This window comes from Allobosea sp. 10L422 (assembly GCF_056395345.1).
In genome coordinates this window covers 265,050-285,079 of sequence record NZ_JBFTJI010000003.1, presented here as the reverse complement: position 1 = coordinate 285,079, position 20,030 = coordinate 265,050, and the positions used below count along the sequence as shown (strand labels likewise).

The 20,030-nt window shown below is 66.7% G+C and carries 17 protein-coding genes; 9 read left to right on the top strand and 8 right to left on the bottom strand.

What is annotated here, in order from left to right; translation table 11 throughout:
• Positions 1-69: 69 nt before the first annotated feature.
• From AC1DEZ_RS09570 to AC1DEZ_RS09555, 4 genes are all read left to right on the top strand, one after another.
• The gene (locus tag AC1DEZ_RS09570) at positions 70-2,682 is read left to right on the top strand and encodes a DUF3772 domain-containing protein (protein ID WP_476779570.1); all 2,613 of its coding nucleotides are present in this window, start codon (positions 70-72) and stop codon (positions 2,680-2,682) included.
• Between the two features lie 4 nt (positions 2,683-2,686).
• Positions 2,687-3,211 carry a CAP domain-containing protein gene (locus AC1DEZ_RS09565; RefSeq protein ID WP_441511632.1) on the top strand — a complete coding sequence of 175 codons (525 nt, stop codon included), beginning with the start codon at positions 2,687-2,689 and terminating at the stop codon, positions 3,209-3,211.
• Between the two features lie 198 nt (positions 3,212-3,409).
• The gene (locus tag AC1DEZ_RS09560; RefSeq protein WP_476779569.1) at positions 3,410-4,612 is read left to right on the top strand and encodes a winged helix-turn-helix domain-containing protein; all 1,203 of its coding nucleotides are present in this window, start codon (positions 3,410-3,412) and stop codon (positions 4,610-4,612) included.
• 103 nt (positions 4,613-4,715) lie between these two features.
• Entirely contained in the window at positions 4,716-5,414 is a 699-nt protein-coding gene (locus tag AC1DEZ_RS09555) for a DUF930 domain-containing protein (RefSeq protein ID WP_476779568.1), read from the top strand.
• 12 nt (positions 5,415-5,426) lie between these two features.
• On the opposite strand, the gene mutT is transcribed toward AC1DEZ_RS09555, so the two are convergent.
• The 5 genes from mutT to AC1DEZ_RS09530 all read right to left on the bottom strand — a co-directional run bounded on the left by mutT (position 5,427) and on the right by AC1DEZ_RS09530 (position 9,606).
• Positions 5,427-5,831 (bottom strand): 8-oxo-dGTP diphosphatase MutT, encoded by a 405-nt coding sequence (gene mutT, locus AC1DEZ_RS09550; protein ID WP_476779567.1) that lies wholly within the window; start codon positions 5,829-5,831, stop codon positions 5,427-5,429.
• A gap of 11 nt (positions 5,832-5,842) precedes the next feature.
• Complete coding sequence (locus AC1DEZ_RS09545) at positions 5,843-6,313, bottom strand: carboxypeptidase regulatory-like domain-containing protein (RefSeq protein WP_476779566.1); 471 nt, start codon at positions 6,311-6,313, stop codon at positions 5,843-5,845.
• Positions 6,314-6,354: 41 nt separating this feature from the next.
• Positions 6,355-7,284 carry a DMT family transporter gene (locus AC1DEZ_RS09540; RefSeq protein WP_476779565.1) on the bottom strand — a complete coding sequence of 310 codons (930 nt, stop codon included), beginning with the start codon at positions 7,282-7,284 and terminating at the stop codon, positions 6,355-6,357.
• A complete protein-coding gene (argJ, locus tag AC1DEZ_RS09535) occupies positions 7,265-8,515 on the bottom strand; it encodes a bifunctional glutamate N-acetyltransferase/amino-acid acetyltransferase ArgJ (RefSeq protein ID WP_476779564.1) in 1,251 nt (416 codons plus the stop codon). Before argJ ends, AC1DEZ_RS09540 begins: the two co-directional genes overlap by 20 nt.
• Before the next feature lie 233 nt (positions 8,516-8,748).
• A complete protein-coding gene (locus AC1DEZ_RS09530; RefSeq protein WP_476779563.1) occupies positions 8,749-9,606 on the bottom strand; it encodes a peptidylprolyl isomerase in 858 nt (285 codons plus the stop codon).
• Between the two features lie 370 nt (positions 9,607-9,976).
• Between AC1DEZ_RS09530 and secA the strand changes: the two genes are divergently transcribed.
• On the top strand, positions 9,977-12,760 hold the full coding sequence (secA, locus tag AC1DEZ_RS09525) for a preprotein translocase subunit SecA (protein WP_476779562.1): 2,784 nt from the start codon (positions 9,977-9,979) through the stop codon (positions 12,758-12,760).
• Between the two features lie 99 nt (positions 12,761-12,859).
• Here secA and AC1DEZ_RS09520 read toward each other — a convergent pair whose 3' ends face one another.
• Both AC1DEZ_RS09520 and AC1DEZ_RS09515 read right to left on the bottom strand, forming a co-directional pair.
• Positions 12,860-13,912 (bottom strand): acyltransferase family protein, encoded by a 1,053-nt coding sequence (locus tag AC1DEZ_RS09520; RefSeq protein ID WP_476779561.1) that lies wholly within the window; start codon positions 13,910-13,912, stop codon positions 12,860-12,862.
• 178 nt (positions 13,913-14,090) lie between these two features.
• Entirely contained in the window at positions 14,091-14,588 is a 498-nt protein-coding gene (locus AC1DEZ_RS09515; protein ID WP_476779560.1) for a c-type cytochrome, read from the bottom strand.
• Between the two features lie 639 nt (positions 14,589-15,227).
• On the opposite strand from AC1DEZ_RS09515, the gene AC1DEZ_RS09510 reads away from it, so the two are divergent.
• From AC1DEZ_RS09510 to serA, 4 genes are all read left to right on the top strand, one after another.
• A complete protein-coding gene (locus AC1DEZ_RS09510) occupies positions 15,228-16,145 on the top strand; it encodes a DMT family transporter (protein WP_476779559.1) in 918 nt (305 codons plus the stop codon).
• A 773-nt stretch (positions 16,146-16,918) separates the two neighbouring features.
• Complete coding sequence (locus AC1DEZ_RS09505) at positions 16,919-17,899, top strand: SPFH domain-containing protein (protein WP_476779558.1); 981 nt, start codon at positions 16,919-16,921, stop codon at positions 17,897-17,899.
• Between the two features lie 7 nt (positions 17,900-17,906).
• The gene (locus tag AC1DEZ_RS09500) at positions 17,907-18,353 is read left to right on the top strand and encodes an NfeD family protein (protein WP_441511645.1); all 447 of its coding nucleotides are present in this window, start codon (positions 17,907-17,909) and stop codon (positions 18,351-18,353) included.
• Positions 18,354-18,460: 107 nt separating this feature from the next.
• Positions 18,461-19,720 (top strand): phosphoglycerate dehydrogenase, encoded by a 1,260-nt coding sequence (gene serA / locus AC1DEZ_RS09495; RefSeq protein ID WP_476779557.1) that lies wholly within the window; start codon positions 18,461-18,463, stop codon positions 19,718-19,720.
• A gap of 17 nt (positions 19,721-19,737) precedes the next feature.
• On the opposite strand, the gene AC1DEZ_RS09490 is transcribed toward serA, so the two are convergent.
• Positions 19,738-19,914, bottom strand: coding sequence for a hypothetical protein (locus AC1DEZ_RS09490; protein WP_476779556.1), 177 nt, complete (start codon positions 19,912-19,914; stop codon positions 19,738-19,740).
• Positions 19,915-20,030 lie beyond the last annotated feature (116 nt).

The following is a 20,030-nucleotide window of genomic DNA, read 5'->3' as shown; positions in this document are numbered from 1 at the left end:
GCTGTGCCGAGGGTCGATCCCGAGCCGAATCATCCCGAGGAGCAGGGCTGCACCACCATGGCAGGGCGCATGGCACACGCACCGTTCCGCAGCCTGCGGCGGCTTCTGGCCGCCTGCCTGCTGCTCCTCGCGCTGGTTATGGCGGCCGCGGCGCCGTCCTTTGCCCAGACGGCTGCGACCCCTGCCGATCCGAACAGCGCACGGGCGCGGCTCGATGCGGTCCGCACCGAGCTGGCGCAAATTGAGACGACGCTGGCCTCTCCGGAAGCGAGCGATACGGAGCTGCAGCGTCAGCGGATCCGCCTGCAGCCCTCGCTCGATCAGCTGCGCGTCATCATCGCCGAACAGACGCCGCGGGTCGAGCAGGCCAAGCTTCGCCTCGATCAGCTCGGCCCGAAGCCCGATGCCAATGCGCCGCCCGAAAGCGCCGAGATCACGCGTGACCGCGAGGCCCGCGCCAAGGCCTATGCCGACGCCGACGAGACGCTGAAGATCGCCAAGGCGTCGTTGCTTCAGGCGGAGCAGCTCCAGAGCGCAATCGGCGACAAGCGCCGCGAAATCTTCGCCAAGACGCTATTCGCCGCTGGGCCCTCCGTCGCCAATCCGGAGGTCTGGAGCAACGCGGTCGCGACGGCGCCCGAGGATCTGCGGGCGTCCGGTTACATCTTCGGCGGCTGGCTGGAAGGGGTGACGGACGCCTTCTCCGGGACGCGCGGTGGTGTGGTCGCTCTCGCTTTGCTCGGCGCCGTCCTGCTCTACGTCGCCCGGGCACGCTATCTGCCGCGTTTCAAGGCGCGCTACAGCAACACGCAGGACGCCGGCAATCTGAATTGCCTCTATATAGCGCTCGCCCATATCGTCGCGGGCGCGGCGCCGCCGGTGCTGGCCAGCTGGCTGATCTACAAGGCGCTGAGCACGACGGGGCTGTTGCCGCCGCGCATCCAGCCGGTGATCTGGGCCGTGGTTGTCGGCCTCGCCTTCTTCGCCTTCGTCCAGGCGCTGGCCGATGCCCTGTTCGCGCCGTCCAGCCCGCAGCGTCGTCTGGTCCGCGTCCTCGACCCGACGGCCCGCAGTGTCGTCTGGATCGCTTCTTCGCTCGCGCTCGTGATGTCGGTGGGCAAGGTCTTCGAGGCCTGGCTCCAGGCGATCGCCGCAGGCCTGGCAATCTCGATCATCGTCAAGGCGTTGTTCGCCATTCTTTTCGCCCTGACGCTGATTGCCGGGCTCTACCAGATTCGCGATGACGACGAGGTCGAGCAGGAGGCTTGCCTCGGCCCCTATGTGCCGGTGGACGGGGCAAGCCTCGGCCCGGTCCGGATTCTCGGCTGGATCATCGGCTTCCTGATCATCGCCTCGGCGCTCAGCGGCTATGTCGTCTTCGCCGCCTTCCTGGCCGAGCAGACGCTCTGGATCGGCGTCGTCGCTTGCCTGTTCCTGCTGGCCTTCCAGTTCATCGATCTCGGCCTTCCACGGCTCCTGACGGGCAAGGGCCGTTTCGCCCTGACGTTGAGGGCCGGCATGGGGCTGCGCAGCACCACGCTGGACAAGGTCGCGGTTATCAGTGTCGGCGTACTGAAGCTCCTGCTGATCGTCGTTACGGTTCTCATGGTGCTCGCGCCTTGGGGGCTGGAATCGACCGATTTTCTGGTTTCGCTGCGCGCCGCCTTCTTCGGCTTCCAGGTCGGCGGTGTCACGATCTCGCTTTCGACCATCGTCGTCTTCGCCTTCGTCTTCGGGCTCGGCATCGCCGCGACGCGGGCGCTGCAGCGCTGGCTCGACAATCAGTTCCTGCCGACGACGGCGCTCGATCCCGGGCTGCGCAATTCGATCAGCACGGCGGCGGGCTATGTCGGCTATATCGGCGCGGTGGCGATCGCGGTCTCGGCGGTGGGCCTGAGTCTCGAGCGTCTGACGCTCGTCGCTTCGGCACTTTCGGTCGGTATCGGTTTCGGCCTGCAGTCGGTGGTGTCGAACTTCGTCTCGGGCCTGATCCTGCTCTGGGAGCGGCCGATCCGCGTCGGCGATCAGGTACTGGTCGGCGACATCGAAGGCATCGTCAAACGCATCAATGTCCGCTCAACCGAGATCGCGACCTTCGACCGCTCGACGGTGATCGTCCCGAATTCGAACCTGATTTCGGGCGTGGTGCGCAACCGCGTCCGCAATGACCGGACCGGCCGCGTGCTGATCGCGCTCTCCGTCCCGCGCACCCTGGAGGCGGGGCAGGTGCGGGCTATGCTGTCGGAGGTCGCCGCGAACCATGGCGACGTGATGCAGAAGCCGCCGCCGGTGGTGCAATTCAAGAAGCTCGGCACCACGACGATGGATTTCGAGCTGGTCTGCGTGGTGGGAGATGTCGAAATCGTCGGGCGCGTGACCAGCGACCTGAACTTTGCCATCCACAAGCGCCTCGCCGATATGGAGCCGGCGGCCGCCACGCCTGAATTGATCGTGCGCGGGCTGGAAGGCGTCGAGCACTCCCTCGACAGCATCGCTACGGCAGTCGGGCGAGATGCGGGCGGGCAGGCGAAGCGGGCGGCGGTGAAGCCGGCCGCGTCTGCCGCTGCTCGCCGTTCCCGCAAGCCGACCGAGGCCGGAGAGAGCGAGGAGGAGACCGCCGAAGCGGCGAAGCCCGCCCCGCTGCCTGTGCTCGAAGCCGCCAAAGAAGACAGCAAGGAATGATCGGATGCCCAGCCTTTTGCGCCACGCCGCCGGCCGGCGCGCGATGACCTGCCCGGCCGCGCTGGTCGGCGCGCTCGCCCTTCTCGGTGTAGCCGGTTGCACCGAGCCGCAGCGCCAGGGTCAGCCGGCGTTCTATCGCGACCTTGGTTCCGCCTCGGCCCAGGTCGATGCGGAGCAGGCGCGGGCGATGATCTCGGCCTATCGCCTCAACGCCGGGCTCGGCACGCTGACGCTCGACCCGGCGCTGGTGGAGGCCGCGCAGCGCGAGGCTGCGGCGATGGCGGCCTCCGACAAGCCGGTGCAGGCCGATGCGGTCAAGGCCCGGCTTGCCAGGGAAGGCCAACCGGGGGCCGAGGCTAATCTTTCCGCCGGCTACCGGCGCCTCGCCGAAGCCTTCTCCGGCTGGCGGGACTCGCCCCAGCACGACCGCGTCATGAAGGATGCCAGGGCCAAGCGCATGGGCATCGCGACCGCCTATGCGCCGGGCTCGAAATATCAGGTCTACTGGGCGCTGATCGTCGCGCCGTGACGCAGGAGCACTTCCACGTTTCGCAGAAGCGTGGACGTGCTCCATCTCTTTGTTTTGCTGCATTTTCTTCACGCGAACCGGTGTCCGCCTCGCTCGAAAATGCTCTGGCGGCCGGGGCTCTCGCTCCCGCCACGGGCTGTCAGCGGCTGCGGGCTGCGCCCCTTACGGCGCGGCGCGGACGAGGCTAGCCTGCGGATCATGCCTCCACGACCCCGCAAGCCCCTTTCCCTGACGACCGAACAGGCCCGGCGCATCTGGCTGCACGCCCAGCGTCTCGATACGCGCGAGCCCTTCGGGGCCGGGCCTGCCGCGGCGCGGGCGGCAGTGGAGCAACTCGGCTATGTGCAGATCGACACGATCAACGTGATCGAGCGCTGCCACCACCACATTCTCTATGCCCGCATCCCCGGCTATCGCCGGGTCGATCTCGCCCATCTGCAATCGGTCGAGAAGAGCGTCTTCGAATACTGGACGCATGCGCTGTCATATGTACCGACCCGCGACATCCGCTATTTGCTGCCCGAGATGAAGGCGCATCGCGCGGAACCGAAGCGCTGGTCGGCGGTCGGCGCCCGCGAGGAGACGCGCAAGCTCCTGCGCCGCATTCGCAGGGACGGGGCGCTGACGATCCGGGACATCGAGGAGGAGCTGATCGAGAAGGCGCATCTGTGGGCCAGCAAGAAGCCGTCCAAGGGCTTGCTGGAGCGCGCCTTCTACGATGGCGAGCTCGCGATCTCCGCGCGCTCCGGCATGCTCAAGACCTATGAGCTGTTCGACCGGCACTTCCAGTGGGAGAAAAGGCCGACACCGGCGAGCGAGCGGCATGTCACCGCCTACAAGCTCGACCGTGCCCTGCGGGCGCAGGGGCTCGTCAGCCTCGATTCTGCCTGCCATCTCGACGCGCCCAGCAAGAAGGCGGTGGCCGAGCTTATCGCAGCCCGCGTCAAGCGCAGGGAACTTGTCGAGGTCGCGGTGGAAGGCGCCGGCAAGACGCAGCATTGGGCGACGCCGGCATCGCTGGAGCTATCGGAGGCGCCGGAAGAGACGCTGATCCACATCCTCTCGCCCTTCGATCCGCTGATGATCCAGCGCAAGCGGGCGAAGCTCTTCTTCGATTACGCCCATATCTTCGAGGCCTATCTGCCGAAGGAGAAGCGGGTTTACGGCTATTTCGGCCTGCCGGTACTGGCGGGGGACCGTATCGTCGCGGTGCTCGACCTCAAGACCGACCGCGCCGCCGGCAAGCTCCTGATGCAGCAATGGAGCTGGCTCGACGGTTGTGAGACGCCGGCGCTGAAGGCCGCGATCGAGGAGGAGCTGCAGCGCTTCGAGCGCTTCCAGCTCGGGCGGGGCGAAGCCGAGCTGGAGCTGCTGCCCGAGATCACAAAAATGTCGGCTTGATCGGCGCTGTTGCGCTCGTCAGGGGCGAAAGGCGCGAAACGAGCGGATGACGGCGAATTTCCGGACCGGTGCTTTCGTGCCGCCGCAGGATGCGGCCTGAGCTATGCCGGTCGCGAGCCGCACGCGCCGGGCGATGCCCGATCCCGGCCTGCCAACCGCATTGCTCATCCATGCGGCGCTGCTGGCCTGGCTCGCCTCCGTCGCTATCCAGCAGTTCAACGAGATGCCGGCCTTCATCGAGCAGAGCGTCGATGTCGAGCTGCAGACGCCCGAGCAGTTCGAGGCGATGATGCGCCCGCCGCCACCGCCACCCGCGCCGCCGGCCGAGCCTGCTCCTAAGTTGCAGCCGGCTCCGCAACTGCCCCTGCCGTCCGCCCCGGCACCCGCGGAGCCGCCGGTCTCGGCCGAAACGGACGGGCTGGTCCGGCCGCGGCGCCTGCTGTCGCAGCAGGTTCTGGCCGATCCGCGCAGCCGGGAGACGTTGGCGCTGCTGCCGCGCCTGGCGCCGGATGAGCGCGCCGAGCAGCTCTGCGGGCTGGAGGCGATGGGCCAGATCCATGCCTGGCAACGCAGCTACGAGCCCGACCGCGTCAGTGCCTATGCAACGGCCGACACCCGCTATGCCGGCCATATCATGCGGGCGGAGGGGGCGGCTTTCCGCAGCAGGCGTCGCTGGTACGGACTGCGTTTCGAGTGCACGATTTCCCCCGATCTCAAGCGGGTGACGGCGTTCGCCTTCCAGGTTGGCGATCCGATTCCGCAGGCCCGCTGGGAGGCGCTCGGCCTGCCGGCCGTGCACTGAGGCAGCGCGTCGTCAGGCGCCCAGCAAGTCGATCAGCGGCGGAATCAGCGGCTCGTCGGCCGGCGGCATGGCGAGATCGCGCAGCTTGCCGGGGCGGACCCATTTCAAAGCCTGGCCCTCGCGGGAGGCGACACTGCCTTCCCAGCGCCGGCAGATATAGAGCGGCATCAGCAAGTGAAACTCGGGATAGGCGTAGCTGGCGAAGGTCAGCGGCGCGAGGCAGTTCTCCTTCACGGCGATGCCGAGTTCTTCATGAAGCTCGCGGATCAGCGCCGGCTCCGGTCGCTCGCCCGCTTCGAGCTTGCCGCCGGGGAATTCCCAGAGGCCGGCGAGCGCCTTGCCCTCGGGGCGCCGCGTGACGAGCACGCGGTTGTCGGCATCGATCAAAGCGCAGGCGACGACGAGGAGCAGCTTCACGGAGGTGGGACTCAGTTGCCGGAGAGGATGACCTGGACGGGCTCGGTTTCCTTGCCCGTCAGCGTGACGCTGTCATAGACCAAGCCGCCCTCCCGCGTGAAGGCGTTCTCATCGCCCCAGATCACCTGGGTGGTGACGAAGTAGGAGCCCGGCGCGACCTTGTCGAAGGCGAAGCGGCCATTGGCCTCGGCCTTGGTCGTGCGCGTGTATTCGGCATAGGCCGGATCGACCGTGTCAGCAGCCGGATAGGCGTGATGCGGGACGTATTTGCCCTGGCCGTAGAGATTGGCGAAGCGCTCGCGGGCAAAACCGGTGGCGGGAATGAGGCGCACGACCTGGCCGGCGGCGTTGACCACGGTGCCGCTCGGCTTGGTGCGGAAGGCATGTCCTGCGATGACGCCGTTGCCCGGCTTCTTGATGACGGCAGCTTCGTCCGTGGAGAACGCCACAGTTGCCGCCTGGCGCTCGACGCAGCCAGCCATGGCGGCTCCAGCCAAGATGGCCGCCGCGATAGTCCCGATCCTCATGAGGCCCCCACCTTGCGCGGCGCCGTCGTGACGAGGAAGACGCCGGCCAGGATGATGCAACCGCCCAGGATTTGACGCAACCCCAGGTTTTCATGCAGGACGATGACGCCGAGGATCACCGCTACCGTTGGCACGAGATAACCGGTCATCGCGGCCCGCGTCGGCCCCGCCGCCCGGATCAGCCGCATGAAGACGGTCACCGGGATCGCGGTGGCGACGATGCCGAGGGCCAGCATCGCCGGCAGATGGCCGCCAAGCGGGACGAAGGCCGCGGGGCCGAGCACGACGAGCGTCAGCGCGGTCGCGATGGTGCCGGAGAACATCTGCTGGCCCAATGCGAGCCGGGCCGGATCGCCCGTCGCGGTCGGCACGGTGCGGACATAGAGATTGGCGACGGCGTAGCTCAGCGTTGCGCCGATCATGGCGAGGACGCTCAGCGCGGTGCCGCCGCCCTCGAACAGCCGAGGGCCGATCAGCAGCGCGACGCCGGTCATTCCAAGCAGGATGCCGCCGAAGCGACGCCGGCTCAGCCGCTCCTCGGAGAAGATGAGATGGGCGGCAAGCGCGGTGACGAGCGGCCCCGCCGACTGGATCATCGCTGCCGGCCCGCTGGCGAGCTGGATCAGCGCGTAGCCGACGAGCACGTTCGGCAGCCAGCCATTGGTGGTGCCCAGCACGAGCCAGGGCAGGATCTCGGCCCGCCGCGGCAAGGGGCTGCGCCCCCGCCCCAGGCTCCAGAGCGACAGCACGGCAGCGCCGAGCAGGCCGCGGCTGGCGGCGATCGCCAGCGCCGAAACCTCGCCGCTCATCAGCTTGATGAACAGGTAGCTCGACCCCCAGAGCAGGGAGCAGATCGCGAGGTTGACGGCGATGAAGCTGCGGCTGGGTTCCTGCTGCGGCGCGGCCTCAGGAGCGATAGTCGCCATTGATCTCGACATAGGCCTTGGTCAGGTCGCAGGTCCAGACCGTGGCCTTGCCGCGTCCGATGCCGAGATCGGCTGTGATGACGATACTGTCGCCCTTCATGTAGTCCGACACCGCCTGCTCGTCATAGGACGGAGCCCGCGCGCCCTGCTTCGCTACGACGATGTCGCCGAAGCCGATATCGAGCCTGTCGCGATCGGCCGGCTCGCCGGCCTTGCCGACGGCCATGACGACGCGGCCCCAATTGGCGTCCTCGCCGGCGATGGCTGTCTTGACCAGCGGCGAATTGGCGATCGAGAGCGCGACCCGCTTGGCCGAGCGGGCCGAGGCCGCGCCGCTGACGCGCACCTCGACGAATTTCCGCGCGCCCTCGCCGTCCTTGCAGACGAGATGGGCGAGTTCGAGCAGGATCGAATTCAGCGCCCGCTTGAAGCCGGAGAGCCGGGGATCGTTGATTTCGGTGATGGCGGGCACGCCGCGCTCCGCCGCCTTGCCGGTGGCGAACAGCATCAGGGTGTCCGAGGTCGAGGTGTCGCTGTCGACGGTGACCGCGTTGAACGAACCCTTCACGCCCTTGGAGAGCATGGCCTGGAGCACGGGCGCGGCAATCGGGGCATCGGTGAAGACGAAGGAGAGCATCGTCGCCATGTCCGGCGCGATCATGCCGGCGCCCTTGGCGATGCCGGCGATGACCACTTCCTTGCCGTCGATCTTGGCCTTGCGGGTCAAGGCCTTCGGAAAGGTGTCGGTGGTCATGATCGCCTTGGCGGCGTCGATCCAGGGGCCGTCGGTGGCGCGCCTGGCGCAATCGTCGAGCACGCCCTTGAACTTGGTCGCGTCCAGCGGTTCGCCGATCACGCCGGTCGAGGCGATGAAGACCTCCTGCGGCTTGCAAGCCGCAGCCTTGGCGGCGATCTCGGCGGTGAGCTTGACCGCGTCACGGCCTTTCAGGCCCGTGAAGGCGTTGGCATTGCCGGAATTGACGACGATGGCGCGGGCAGAGCCTTGCGCGAGGTTCTCGCGGCACCAATCGACCGGGGCCGACGGGCATTTCGAGCGCGTGAAGACGCCGGCGACCTGGGTCCCTTCGTCGAGCAGCGCGAACCAGACGTCCTGGCGGCCCTTGTAGCGGATGCCCGCCTCGGCGGTGGCGAAGCGCACGCCCGGAACCGGCGGCACCTTGGGCTGGCGCTTCGGCGCGAGCGGGGAAACGGGGACATCCTTGCCGGCCATCGGAGCTCCTCCTGCGGAGCACTGCTCGAAGACCGGCGAATCGTTTGCTCACCGGGGCAGTGCGTCTCGTTCAGAAGCCGTCTGCCGCAGGCCGATGACGAAAACAAGAAGGGCGGCCGCAAGGGCCGCCCGCAAAATTGAAGGTCTGCGCCATACTCGGGCTCGACCCGCGCATCTCTTTCCGGAAATTCTCGGGTCCGCGCTTTGCTTCGCCCGAGAATGACGACGTCGGATCAGTTCTTCTTCGGCTCGGCAGGCTTGGCGGCATCCGGGGCCGGAGCGGCGGGCACCGCAGGCTTGTCGAGGCGCTCGATCTTGGCCTTCTCGCGCATGGCAAGCACGAGGTCCTGCTGGGCCTTGCGCTCGAGATACTGGTCGATCTGCGGCTTCACCGAGGCGAAGTCGGGCAGCGGCTTGGAGCGCTTGTCCTCGAGCCTGATGACGTGCCAGCCGAACTGGCTCTTCACCGGCTCGGAGACCTCGCCCTTCTTCAGCTTGAAAGCGGCCTCGGCGAATTCCGGCACCATGCGGTCCTTGGTGAACCAGCCGAGATCCCCGCCCTCCTTGCCGGAGCCCGGATCCTTCGAAACGTCGGCGGCGACCTTGGCGAAATCCTCGCCCTTCTTCAGCCGCTCGACCACGGCCTTGGCCTGGGCCTCGTCCTCGACGAGGATGTGGCGAGCATGAACCTCTTCCTCGGGCGTCATCGCCTTGGTGGTCTCGTCGAAGAGCTTCTTGGCGGCGTCGGCGGTGACAGCCTTCTTGCCTTCGCGTGTCAGGTACTCGTCGAGCAGCACCTTCTCGCGGTAATAGGCGAGGCGGGCGGCGAAATCGGGCGTATCGGTGATCTTGGCGTCGGCCGCGGCCCTGGCCCCGAGCTTGAGGTCGACGAGATAGTTGATGACCTCGTCGCGCTTGCGGTCATCGGGGAGCTGGGCGAGGCGCTCGCCGAGATCCTCGCTGGCAAGCTGGATGTCCTTCTCGGTGATCGCGATGCCGTCGACCTTGGCGACGACCTTGTCGGCCTGGGCGAAGGCCGGTCCAGTCAGCAGCGCGAAGCCGAGGAAGGCAATGAGACGGGCTGAGTTCATGAGTGACGGCCTTTCGTCGGAAAACCCGAGACGCTTTGGCGGCTGCACTGCCAGCTGAACGCGGCAAAGGCAAGGCGGTTCAAGCGATTGCGGCGACCGATCACGCAGCTTTGCACCGCCCGGAGGGGCGTGCGATGCCGCAACGTCGTGCGATCTCAAGCTTCCGCCCTTGGAAGCAGCCGGGAAAACACCCACATCCAGAGCCGAATTCACTTGCCGTTTCGCTGCCGATTGGACGAAACGCACGCTGGACCCTGCCCGCGCACGCGTCTAAACACGCGGTCGCATTTCGAGAATACCGGGCTTCCGACCCAGGCGCGAAAGAGGTCCGCGCCGGCCGGGGGCTCAAGCATCACCTGAAAGGCCCAACATGCTTGGCGCGCTCGCAAAGAAACTCTTCGGCTCGTCGAATGACCGCCGCGTCAAGGGCTACCAGCCCCGCGTCGCCGCGATCAACGCCCTCGAGAACGAGATCGCCGCGCTGAGCGACGAGGCGCTGAAGGCGCGCACCGACGAGTTCAGGCAGCAGCTTGCCAATGGCGCCAAGCTTGACGACCTGCTCGTGCCGGCTTTCGCCACCGTTCGCGAGGCGGCCAAGCGCGTGCTCGGCCAGCGCCCCTACGACGTCCAGCTCGTCGGCGGCATGGTGCTGCACGAGGGCGCCATCGCCGAGATGAAGACCGGCGAAGGCAAGACGCTGGTCGCGACCCTGCCGACCTATCTCAATGCGCTCGAAGGCAAGGGCGTCCACGTCGTCACCGTCAATGACTACCTCGCCCGGCGTGACGCCGAGTGGATGGCGAAGCTCTACAACTTCCTCGGCCTCACGGTCGGCATCATCGTGCACGGCCTCGACGACGAGGAGCGCCAGCGGGCCTATGCCTGCGACATCACCTACGGCACGAACAACGAATTCGGCTTCGATTATCTCCGCGACAACATGAAGTACGACGTCGCGCAGATGAGCCAGCGCGGCCACCACTTCGCCATCGTCGACGAGGTCGACTCGATCCTGGTCGACGAAGCGCGCACGCCGCTGATCATTTCCGGCCCGCTCGACGACAAGTCCGATCTCTATGTCGCGATCGACAAGGTGCTGCCGGGCCTCGTCGCCGGCGATTACGAGGTCGACGAGAAGCAGCGGACGGTGGCACTGACCGAGGCCGGCAACGATCATATCGAGGAGCTGCTGCGCGAGGCCGAGATATTGAAGGAGGGCGATCTCTACGACGCCCATAACGTCACGCTGGTTCACCACGTCAACCAGGCGTTGCGCGCGCATTCGCTGTTCACCCGGGACAAGGACTACATCGTCCGCAATGACGAGGTCGTCATCATCGACGAGTTCACCGGCCGCATGATGCCGGGGCGGCGCTATTCGGAAGGGCTGCACCAGGCGCTTGAAGCCAAGGAACAGGTCACCGTCCAGCCCGAGAACGCGACGCTGGCCTCGATCACCTTCCAGAACTATTTCCGGCTCTACGGCAAGCTCGCGGGCATGACCGGCACGGCGGCGACCGAGGCCGACGAGTTCTTCCAGATCTACAAGCTCGAGGTCGTCGAGATTCCGACCAACGTCCCGATCGCCCGCAAGGACGAGGATGACGAGGTCTACCGCACCTTCGAGGAGAAGGTCCGCGCCATCATCCGCGAGATCCAGGCGGCGCAGGCCAACGGCCAGCCGATCCTGGTCGGCACCACCTCGATCGAGCGCTCCGAGCTCGTCGCCGGCATGCTGGAGAAGGCGGGCTACAAGCTGCTCGACTTCACCGACCCGACGGCGCTGGAGCCGGTCTACCAGGCGGCGCGCGAGGGCAAGACGACAAAAGCCTTCGCCGTTCTGAACGCCCGCTTCCACGAGCAGGAGGCCTATATCGTCGCGCAGGCCGGCGTGCCTGGCGCGATCACCATCGCCACCAACATGGCCGGCCGCGGCACCGACATCCAGCTCGGCGGCAATGCCGATATGCGGATCAATCACGACCTTGCCGGCATCGAGCCGGGCCCGGAGCGCGACGCCAAGGCGGCAGCGATCCGCGCCGAGGTGGCCGATTTCAAGCAGCGCGTCCTGAAGTCCGGCGGCCTCTACATCGTCGGCACCGAGCGCCATGAGAGCCGGCGCATCGACAACCAGCTGCGCGGCCGCGCCGGGCGCCAGGGCGACCCCGGCCGCTCGAAGTTCTTCCTGTCGCTGCAGGACGATCTGATGCGCATCTTCGGCTCCGACCGGATGGACGGCATGCTGACGAAGCTCGGCCTCAAGGAGGACGAGGCGATCGTCCATCCCTGGATCAACAAGGCGGTCGAGAAGGCGCAGGGCAAGGTCGAGGCGCGCAACTTCGACATCCGCAAGAACATCCTGAAGTACGACGACGTCATGAACGACCAGCGCAAGGTGGTCTTCGAGCAGCGCCGGGACTTCATGCGCCAGGCCAGCGTGCGCGAGACGATCGACGACATGCGCCACGGGGTGGTCGAGGATGTCGTCGCCCGTCACATCCCGGAAGACGCCTATCCCGAGCAGTGGGACACTGCCGGCCTCAAGCAGGAGGTGATCCAGTCCCTCAACCTCGACCTGCCGGTCGAGGACTGGGCCAAGGAAGAGGGCATCGCCGACAGCGAGATCCGCGAGCGCATCCGCAAGCTCGCCGACGAGGATTATGCCGGCCGCATCGAGCGCAACACCGACGAGGTCATGACCTATGTCGAGAAGCAGGTGCTGCTGCAGTCGCTCGACCATCTCTGGCGCGAGCATCTGGTCACGCTCGACCATCTCAGACAGGTCATCGGCTGGCGCGGCCTCGCCCAGCGCGACCCGCTGCAGGAATACAAGCAGGAAGCATTCGAACTGTTCGACGGGCTGATCGGCCAGCTGCGCCAGCAGGTCACCGGCCATCTCTCGCGCGTCGAGGTCCGCTTCGAGCAGCCGGAAGATCAGCAGGCTCAGCAATTCGCGCAGGACGGTGCCGGCTCAGGCTTCGGCGGCGGCGACTACGGGGGCGGTGGCGTGCAGTTCGCCGCGGTCGATGCCGATACGGAGGTTCTGGACCGCAACCCGGCCGATCCGGCGACCTGGGGCAAGGTCGGCCGCAATGAGCCCTGCCCCTGCGGTTCCGGCAAGAAGTTCAAGCACTGCCACGGCCAGTTCGTCTGAGGCAGCTTTTCCCGCTGCCGATCCCCGCGCCCGGCCCTGTGCCGGGCGCAATGCGTTTCAGGGCCGCTTGCGACGTTTCGTGGCGACATTTTCCGCCGATCAGAGCGAGGAGCCGATCTCCTGCTGTCTCGCCGAGCGGGGCCGCGTGCTGAGCCATGCCGGGCGTGCGAAAAGAAAAGCCAGCGGCGTGCCCCTGACCAGCCGGTGCAGCAGCAGCGGCACGGCGACTGAGATCGCGGTCAGCAGCAGCGCGGCGACGCCGGGGTCGAGCGGGATGCCGGAGCGCAGCAGCACGGCCCGCCCGATCACCATCGGCAGGAAGAAGGCGAGATAGATCGGCAAGGAGTTGCGTCCGCAATAGTCGAGCCAGGGCAGGTGCCCGGCCAGCAGCACCGCGCTGAGCAGGATCCCGGCCACTCCGGCGATGCCGAGCAGCAGGTGCACGCCCGGCGCCGCATTCTGGACGTCGTGGCCGAGAAAGGGCGTAGCGAGCGCGCTGAGCGCGAACCAGCCGGCCCAGATCGCGAAGGTCTTGCGGCGATGGTCCGCGGCCCTGTCTGCGGCGGCGCGGATTTGCGCCGAGAACACGGCTCCGGCGAGGAAGAAGACGAAATAGGCGGTGAACTGGTCGGGCACCATCCAGCCGGTGCTCAGCGGGGCGAGCGCCAGCAGCGCGGCCGCGATCAGCGCCGCATGGCGCCAGCGCCAGACGGCCTTGGCAATGGCGAAAAACACGGTGAGCAGATAGATGAACCAGAGCACGCCGAAGGGATCGACGAGACCGAGCGCATAGTCCTGCGCGAACCCGGAGAAGCCTGCCTCGCCCCAGGGCGGAAAGCGCATGAGCGCGTTGATGGAGAACCAGAGCAGGTAGAAATAACTCAGCGGCACGATCTTCCGGTCGAGGAAGGCGTTCCAGCCGAGCCCGACGAGACGTGGCACGAACAGGCCCGAGAGCAGGAACAGGCCGGGCATGCGGAACTGCTTCGCCCAGGCGATCAGCGGGTCGATCCAGCTCTCCTGCCCCGTGGCGCCTTCGAGCCCGCCGGCCACATGCATCAGCACGACCAGGATGATGCAGATGCCCTTGCCCGTATCGACCCAGCCGATGCGGCTGGCCGGGCGATGGGGCGTTGCAGTCGTTTCAGCCATGATGCCGGTTCCTCCAAGCGGAGCTTGGCACGGCCGGCTTAGCAGGTGGTTAGGATCGCTGCCGGGCAGGATCGGATGCCGTTAAGCTTCCAGCAAGGGTGGCGAGCAACCTTGTGAGGGGCAGACACGGCTTGGATGGCCCGGCCGCTTGGAGCCGGCAATCCGGTCGGGATTGTGCTCACTGCTCCTTCTCATAGGCGGCATATTGCTCGGCCGACATGCCCGGAAGCTTCTGCACGAAGGCGACGACGGCCCGCAGGTCCTCGTCGCTATGGGACTCGGCGAAGGCCGGCATCCCCGTCATCCGAACACCGTTCTTGACGATCCAGAAGATCTCGGCAGAGCTCCAGCGCTGGATCGTGTCAGGCAGGAATGGTGGCTCTGGATTGAGGCCCTTGCCGATATCGACCGGGTCCTTCCCCGGGCCGCCATGGCAATAAACGCAAGTCTCGTTGTAGAGGCGGAACCCGCGGGCAATGTCGGTGGAGGGTGCCGGCGCGGGCACGCTGGCCGCCTGGCGAGCTACCGATTGGCGCATGGCGGTCTGCAGCAGGAAGAAAACCGGAGCGCTGTGTGGCTCGCGGGCCGCGATATTGACGAAGCCGCCGAAGACGACGGCGAGGCCTGCGATGGCCAGGAGGATGAAGGCTGAGATGAAACCGGCGATGAATCGCATGGCGCCCTCCCGCGCGGGATGCAGCCCGGCTGTCGCTTCGTCGCCGGGCGACCGTTATGCTGCGGCTGATCGATGCTACCTGAATGATAGAGGGGCGAACAGCGCCTGCCGGCCGAGGCTGGCTTCATCGTTGTCAGAATTGTCCCGCGACTGGCCTTTCACCGTCCGGGGCGGGCAGATTGCGCTCCTGAATTAACGAAAGGCATTCCCGAACATATCTGTCTGACGAGCCGGCGCACCAATGCCCGGCTGCATATAGGCCGGCCCGTCCGCCCTTTTGCTGGGAACGGTATCTTGCGTGACGCAACCGACTGGCCCGAGAAGGATGAGCACCACGGCGACACAAAGTTTCAGCACGGCGAACTCCATCGTTAGATTTCGGAACCAGCGCTAGGCGCCTTCTTCGCAGCGCTCCGCATTTCTCCTATTATTCGTACGCCTTGAAGCTGGAAAGCTGTCCCTTGGGACGATCTGCGACAGGAGATCGAATTTCGCTGTCGCATGACGGCAGGCGCGTAACGGTGACAATCGAGAGCAGACATGACCGAGGTCCGGCTTGGGTCGGGAGCTGCCATGCTGTTGGCGTAGCGACTGGCCTGCGATAACGCTCGGACATCCTGCCACCGGCGACTGCCCCTCATGAACGATGCCTCTGTATCTGCCTCCGTCGTCTCCGCACGGAGCCTTGGGGCCGCGCTTTTGCTCGCGGTCATGTGGGGCTTGTCGATCCCGATCACGAAGTTGGGCCTGTTGACGTTGCCGCCGCTCGTTCTTACCGGGCTGCGGTTCCTGATTGCGATACCGCTGATGTTTCTTCTCGTAGTCGGGAAGCAGCGATTGCCTTTGAAGGCTTTACCTCGCGTAGCGGCGCTGGGAATTCTTGGCATTGGCATCGGCCAAGTCGCACAAACATTCGGCGTAGCTGGTACATCTGCTTCGGTGGGCACGACGATCTCGGCGGCTATCCCGGCTTTCGTCGTCATCTTCGCGGCCCTGCGGTTGCGGCAACCGGTGACCATCGTGCAGGCGCTCGGCATTGCCGCGGCCTTCATCGGCATCGGTTTTGTCGCTTGGGGGCGCGGTGAGGCTTCCTCGGCCGCGACGCAAACGAGCCTGTCCGGTGCCGCGCTCGTACTGCTTTCAGCGCTGACGATCGCCTTCTACTATGTCTGGAGTGTCGAACTGTCGGAGCGGCACGGCACAGTTGTCGTCGCTGCGTGGAGCACGCTGTTCGGCTTCCTCGCACTCTCGCCTTGGACGATCTGGGAATTGATAGAAGTGCCGTTCCAGTTGACGGTCGTCGGAGTGTCGTCCGCTCTCTATCTCGGCGTCATGGTCACGGTTGCCGGGCTCTTCCTCTGGCTACATCTGCTACGCACGCTTCCTGCCCGGATTGCCGCCAGCATCCAATACCTCCAGCCGATCATCGGCGTGGCTGCCGCCGCCCTGATCTTCGGGGACCGGCTGGGACCGCTCTTCATCGTCGGCGTCGTCCTCGTGCTCGCGGGGTTGACGCTCACGGTCGCGACGAAGCGGAAGGGGCAGCTGTCCGCTTAGGGTCGAAAGCGGACTCCCACTGTGCGACCATGGCGGTGGTTTTCGCACGCACTTGTCCCCGTCCTTGCAATCCATGCCTATGCTCGGCCCACCTCATCCCCGAGGGGCGGCCATCCGGAGGTATGCCAGGGGCGGGAGGAGGTTCGGCGCCTGCGGGTGGAGTTACGATCCACTCCCGGGAGGCTGCGGGGCACCGCCCTGGGGGTACTACGGCCCCTGTGCGAGGAGCTCGCTGGAAGGTTGGGGCAACCAGGGTCTGGCGCGGAACGGATGACAAGGCGATGAGCCGAACTGATCCGCGAGGCGCCGGGCACGAGTGCCCCAGCCGTGTAGCGCGGCCCGGAGTCCGAAATCGCCGAGGAGCGGAGCGCCACGGGGCGTGCGGAAGGTGGCTCAATCCTTCCGCGCCGCATCCTGGCTCAATGGAAGCGGCCCGATACCCACGCGCCTCGCGGCGCTCCGCTGCCCCTCAGATTGAAACGACCGCGCGCGAGCACGGGCGGGTGAAGAACTATGGGCGGGAGGCGTTGCCGTCATGGTGGGGCCTGTCCCGACCATCCACGTCTTAGAACCGGACTGCCGCTCGACGCGCGCAAGACGTGGCTGCTCGCCGCAAGGACGAGCATGACGGTGGTGTTCCGTTCGATGGCGCAGGCCGGCCAGCGGAAGGCAGCGTTTGGCCGCCAGCCCTCCTTGCATCCGCTCGCGTCAACCGCCAGTTTGGGCGCTGTCACGGGCAGGGGCGGCGCCGACAGCGCCGCGAGGGGTGTGGGATGGATCTGTCGGGCTACAATATCGCTGTCGTCGTCGTCGTGGCGCTGGTCATCCTGACGATCGCGCGCGGCGTCCGCACCGTTCCGCAGGGCTACAATTACACCGTCGAGCGCTTCGGCCGCTATTCGCGCACGCTGAGCGCGGGGCTGGGCCTGATCGTGCCCTATATCGACCGCATCGGCCACAAGGTGAATGTGATGGAGCAGGTGCTCGATATTCCCTCGCAGGAGGCGATCACCAAGGACAATGCCGGCGTGCGTATCGACGCCGTCGCCTTCTTCCAGGTGCTCGACGCGGCAAAGGCCAGCTACGAGGTCGCCGCGCTCCACGATGCGCTGATGCTCCTGACCATGACCAATATCCGCACCGTCGTCGGCTCGATGGACCTCGACCAGCTCCTCTCCCACCGCGACGAGATCAATGAGCGGCTGCTGCGCGTCATGGACGCCGCCGCCTCGCCCTGGGGCGTCAAGGTCACGCGCATCGAGATCCGCGACATCCTGCCGCCGGCCGACATCGCCGGCGCCATGAACCGGCAAATGAAGGCCGAGCGCGAGAAGCGCGCCACCGTGCTGGAGGCCGAGGGGCAGAGGCAATCCGAGATCCTCAAGGCCGAGGGCCAGAAGCAGGCGCAGATCCTCGCCGCCGAGGGCCGCAAGGAAGCGGCGCTGCGCGATGCCGAGGCCCGCGAAAGGCTGGCCCAGGCGGAGGCGACCGCGACCGCCATGGTTTCGGAGGCGATCAGCCGCGGCGACATCCAGGCCGCCAATTTCCTCATCGCCGAGCGCTATACCGATGCGCTGAAGGCGATCGCCAGCAGCAACAACAGCAAGGTGGTGATCGTGCCGATCGAGGCCGCAGCGCTCGCCGGCACGGTCGGTGGCATCGCCCAGCTCACCAAGGCCGTGTTCGGCGAGGAGGCGGTGGCGCAGCGCCGCGGCTCGGGTTCGGTGCCGGCCGCGAGCCGGACGGGCGGCTGAGGCGGCCATGCCGGAGTGGCTGATGAACCATAGCGGCTGGCTTTGGGCGATCCTCGGCCTGCTGCTGATCGGCGGCGAGGTGCTGGCACCCGGCGTCTTCCTGATCTGGCTCGGCCTTGCCGCGCTCGTCACCGGCGCGCTCGCCGGCCTCACCGGCATGGGCTGGCAGGCGGCGATGCTGGTCTTCGCTGTGCTCGCCGTCATCTGCGTCCTCGCCGGACGTCTGCTGACCCGCCGCCGGAGCGAGGAGCCGGATGCCGCGACCGGCCTCAACGACCGTGGCCGCCAGCTGATCGGCAAGGTGTTCCGGCTGGAGGCGACGATGACCGGCGGCGAGGGCCGTATCCGCGTCGGCGATTCGTCCTGGCGGATCATCGGGCCGGAGCTGCTGGCAGGGACGGAGATCAAGGTCGTACGCGTTGAGGGCTCGACGCTGGTCGTGGAGAAGGCATGAGGTTTTTGCATCCGATGCGGGGTTTTTCGCGTCGGCGTTGCGTCTAAGGCGTTGGCCTCGCGCGCCACGAGGACTATAGCAACCGCTCCCTCACGAGCGCAGCAGCCATGACCAGCCTCAGCGAACGCCTTTCCCTTCCGAAGGACCGCATCAAGGTCCTGCTGCTGGAAAGCATCAACGATTCCGCCGTCGAACTGCTGCAGCAGGCCGGCTACTCCAATCTGGAGCGGCTGCCCAAGGCGCTCGACCGCGAGGCGCTGCTCAAGGCGATCAAGGGCGTGCATGTGCTCGGCATCCGCTCGCGCACGCAACTGACTCCGGAGGTCTTCGCCGCTGCCGACCGGCTCTTCGCCGTCGGTTGCTTCTCGGTCGGCACCAATCAGGTCGATCTCGAGGCGGCGCGCCAGCAAGGCGTGCCCGTCTTCAATGCGCCGTTCTCCAACACCCGCAGCGTCGCGGAACTCACCATCGGCGAGATCGTGATGCTGCTCCGGCGCATTCCGGACCGCTCGCGTTCGGCGCATGATGGCGGCTGGGACAAGTCGGCCAACGGCTCGTTCGAGGTGCGCGGCAAGACGCTCGGAATCATCGGCTACGGCAATATCGGCAGCCAGCTCTCGACGCTGGCCGAGGCGATGGGAATGCGCGTGATCTACTACGATCACACCGACCGGCTGCGCCATGGCAACACCGAGCCGACGAAGAGCCTGAACGCCCTGCTCGGCGCCGCCGACATCGTTTCGCTGCATGTGCCGGAGACGCCGCAGACCGCCGGCATGATGGGCGCCGCCCAGGTCGCCAAGATGAAGCAGGGCGCTTACCTCATCAACAACTCGCGTGGCACCGTCGTTGATCTCGACGCGGTCGCGGCGGCGCTGAAGAGCGGTCATCTCGCGGGAGCCGCGGTCGATGTCTTCCCGGTCGAACCAGCCTCCAACGCGGAACGCTTCGTCTCGCCGCTGCAAGGCTGCGCCAACGTGATCCTGACGCCGCATATCGGCGGCTCGACCGAGGAGGCGCAGGAGCGTATCGGCGCAGAGGTCGCACGCAAACTTGTCGACTATTCCGATGTCGGCTCGACCGTCGGCGCGGTGAATTTTCCGCAGGTGCAGATCCCGGTGCGCGCTGTGGGCACGCGCTTCATCCATGTCCAGAGAAACGTACCGGGCATGCTGCGGCGCCTCAACGACGTCTTCGCGAACCGGCAGGTCAACATCGCCGCGCAGAATTACCATACCGACGGCGAGGTCGGTTATGTCGTCATTGAGGCCGACAAGGTCTCGATCACCGAGGCGCGCGACATCCTGCGCGAGATTCGTGCTCTCGACGGCACGATCCGCGCCCGGCTGCTCTATCAGCGCGACTGACACGCCGGGAAGGCATTTCAGTCGCGGCCGCCCGGCTTGGTCGGCGTTTCCAAGGCGACAGGGTCACTGGCGGGGAAGGTGTCCTTCAACGCCTGGTTGAGATCGGCGTCCTTGCCGTGCTTGCGCTCAGCCTTGCGCTGTTCCTTCTGCTCCTTGCGCAGGCTTTCCTTGGCCGGATTGGCGGTCGTGGTCATGGTCGCTCCTTCGGCGTGGGTGGCTTTGCAAATCAACTCCGCAGGGCGAGGGGCGTTCCGCCATAACGTCAGCGCAGGCGCGCCATGACGAGCCGCGCCTGCCTCTGGACCAGGGC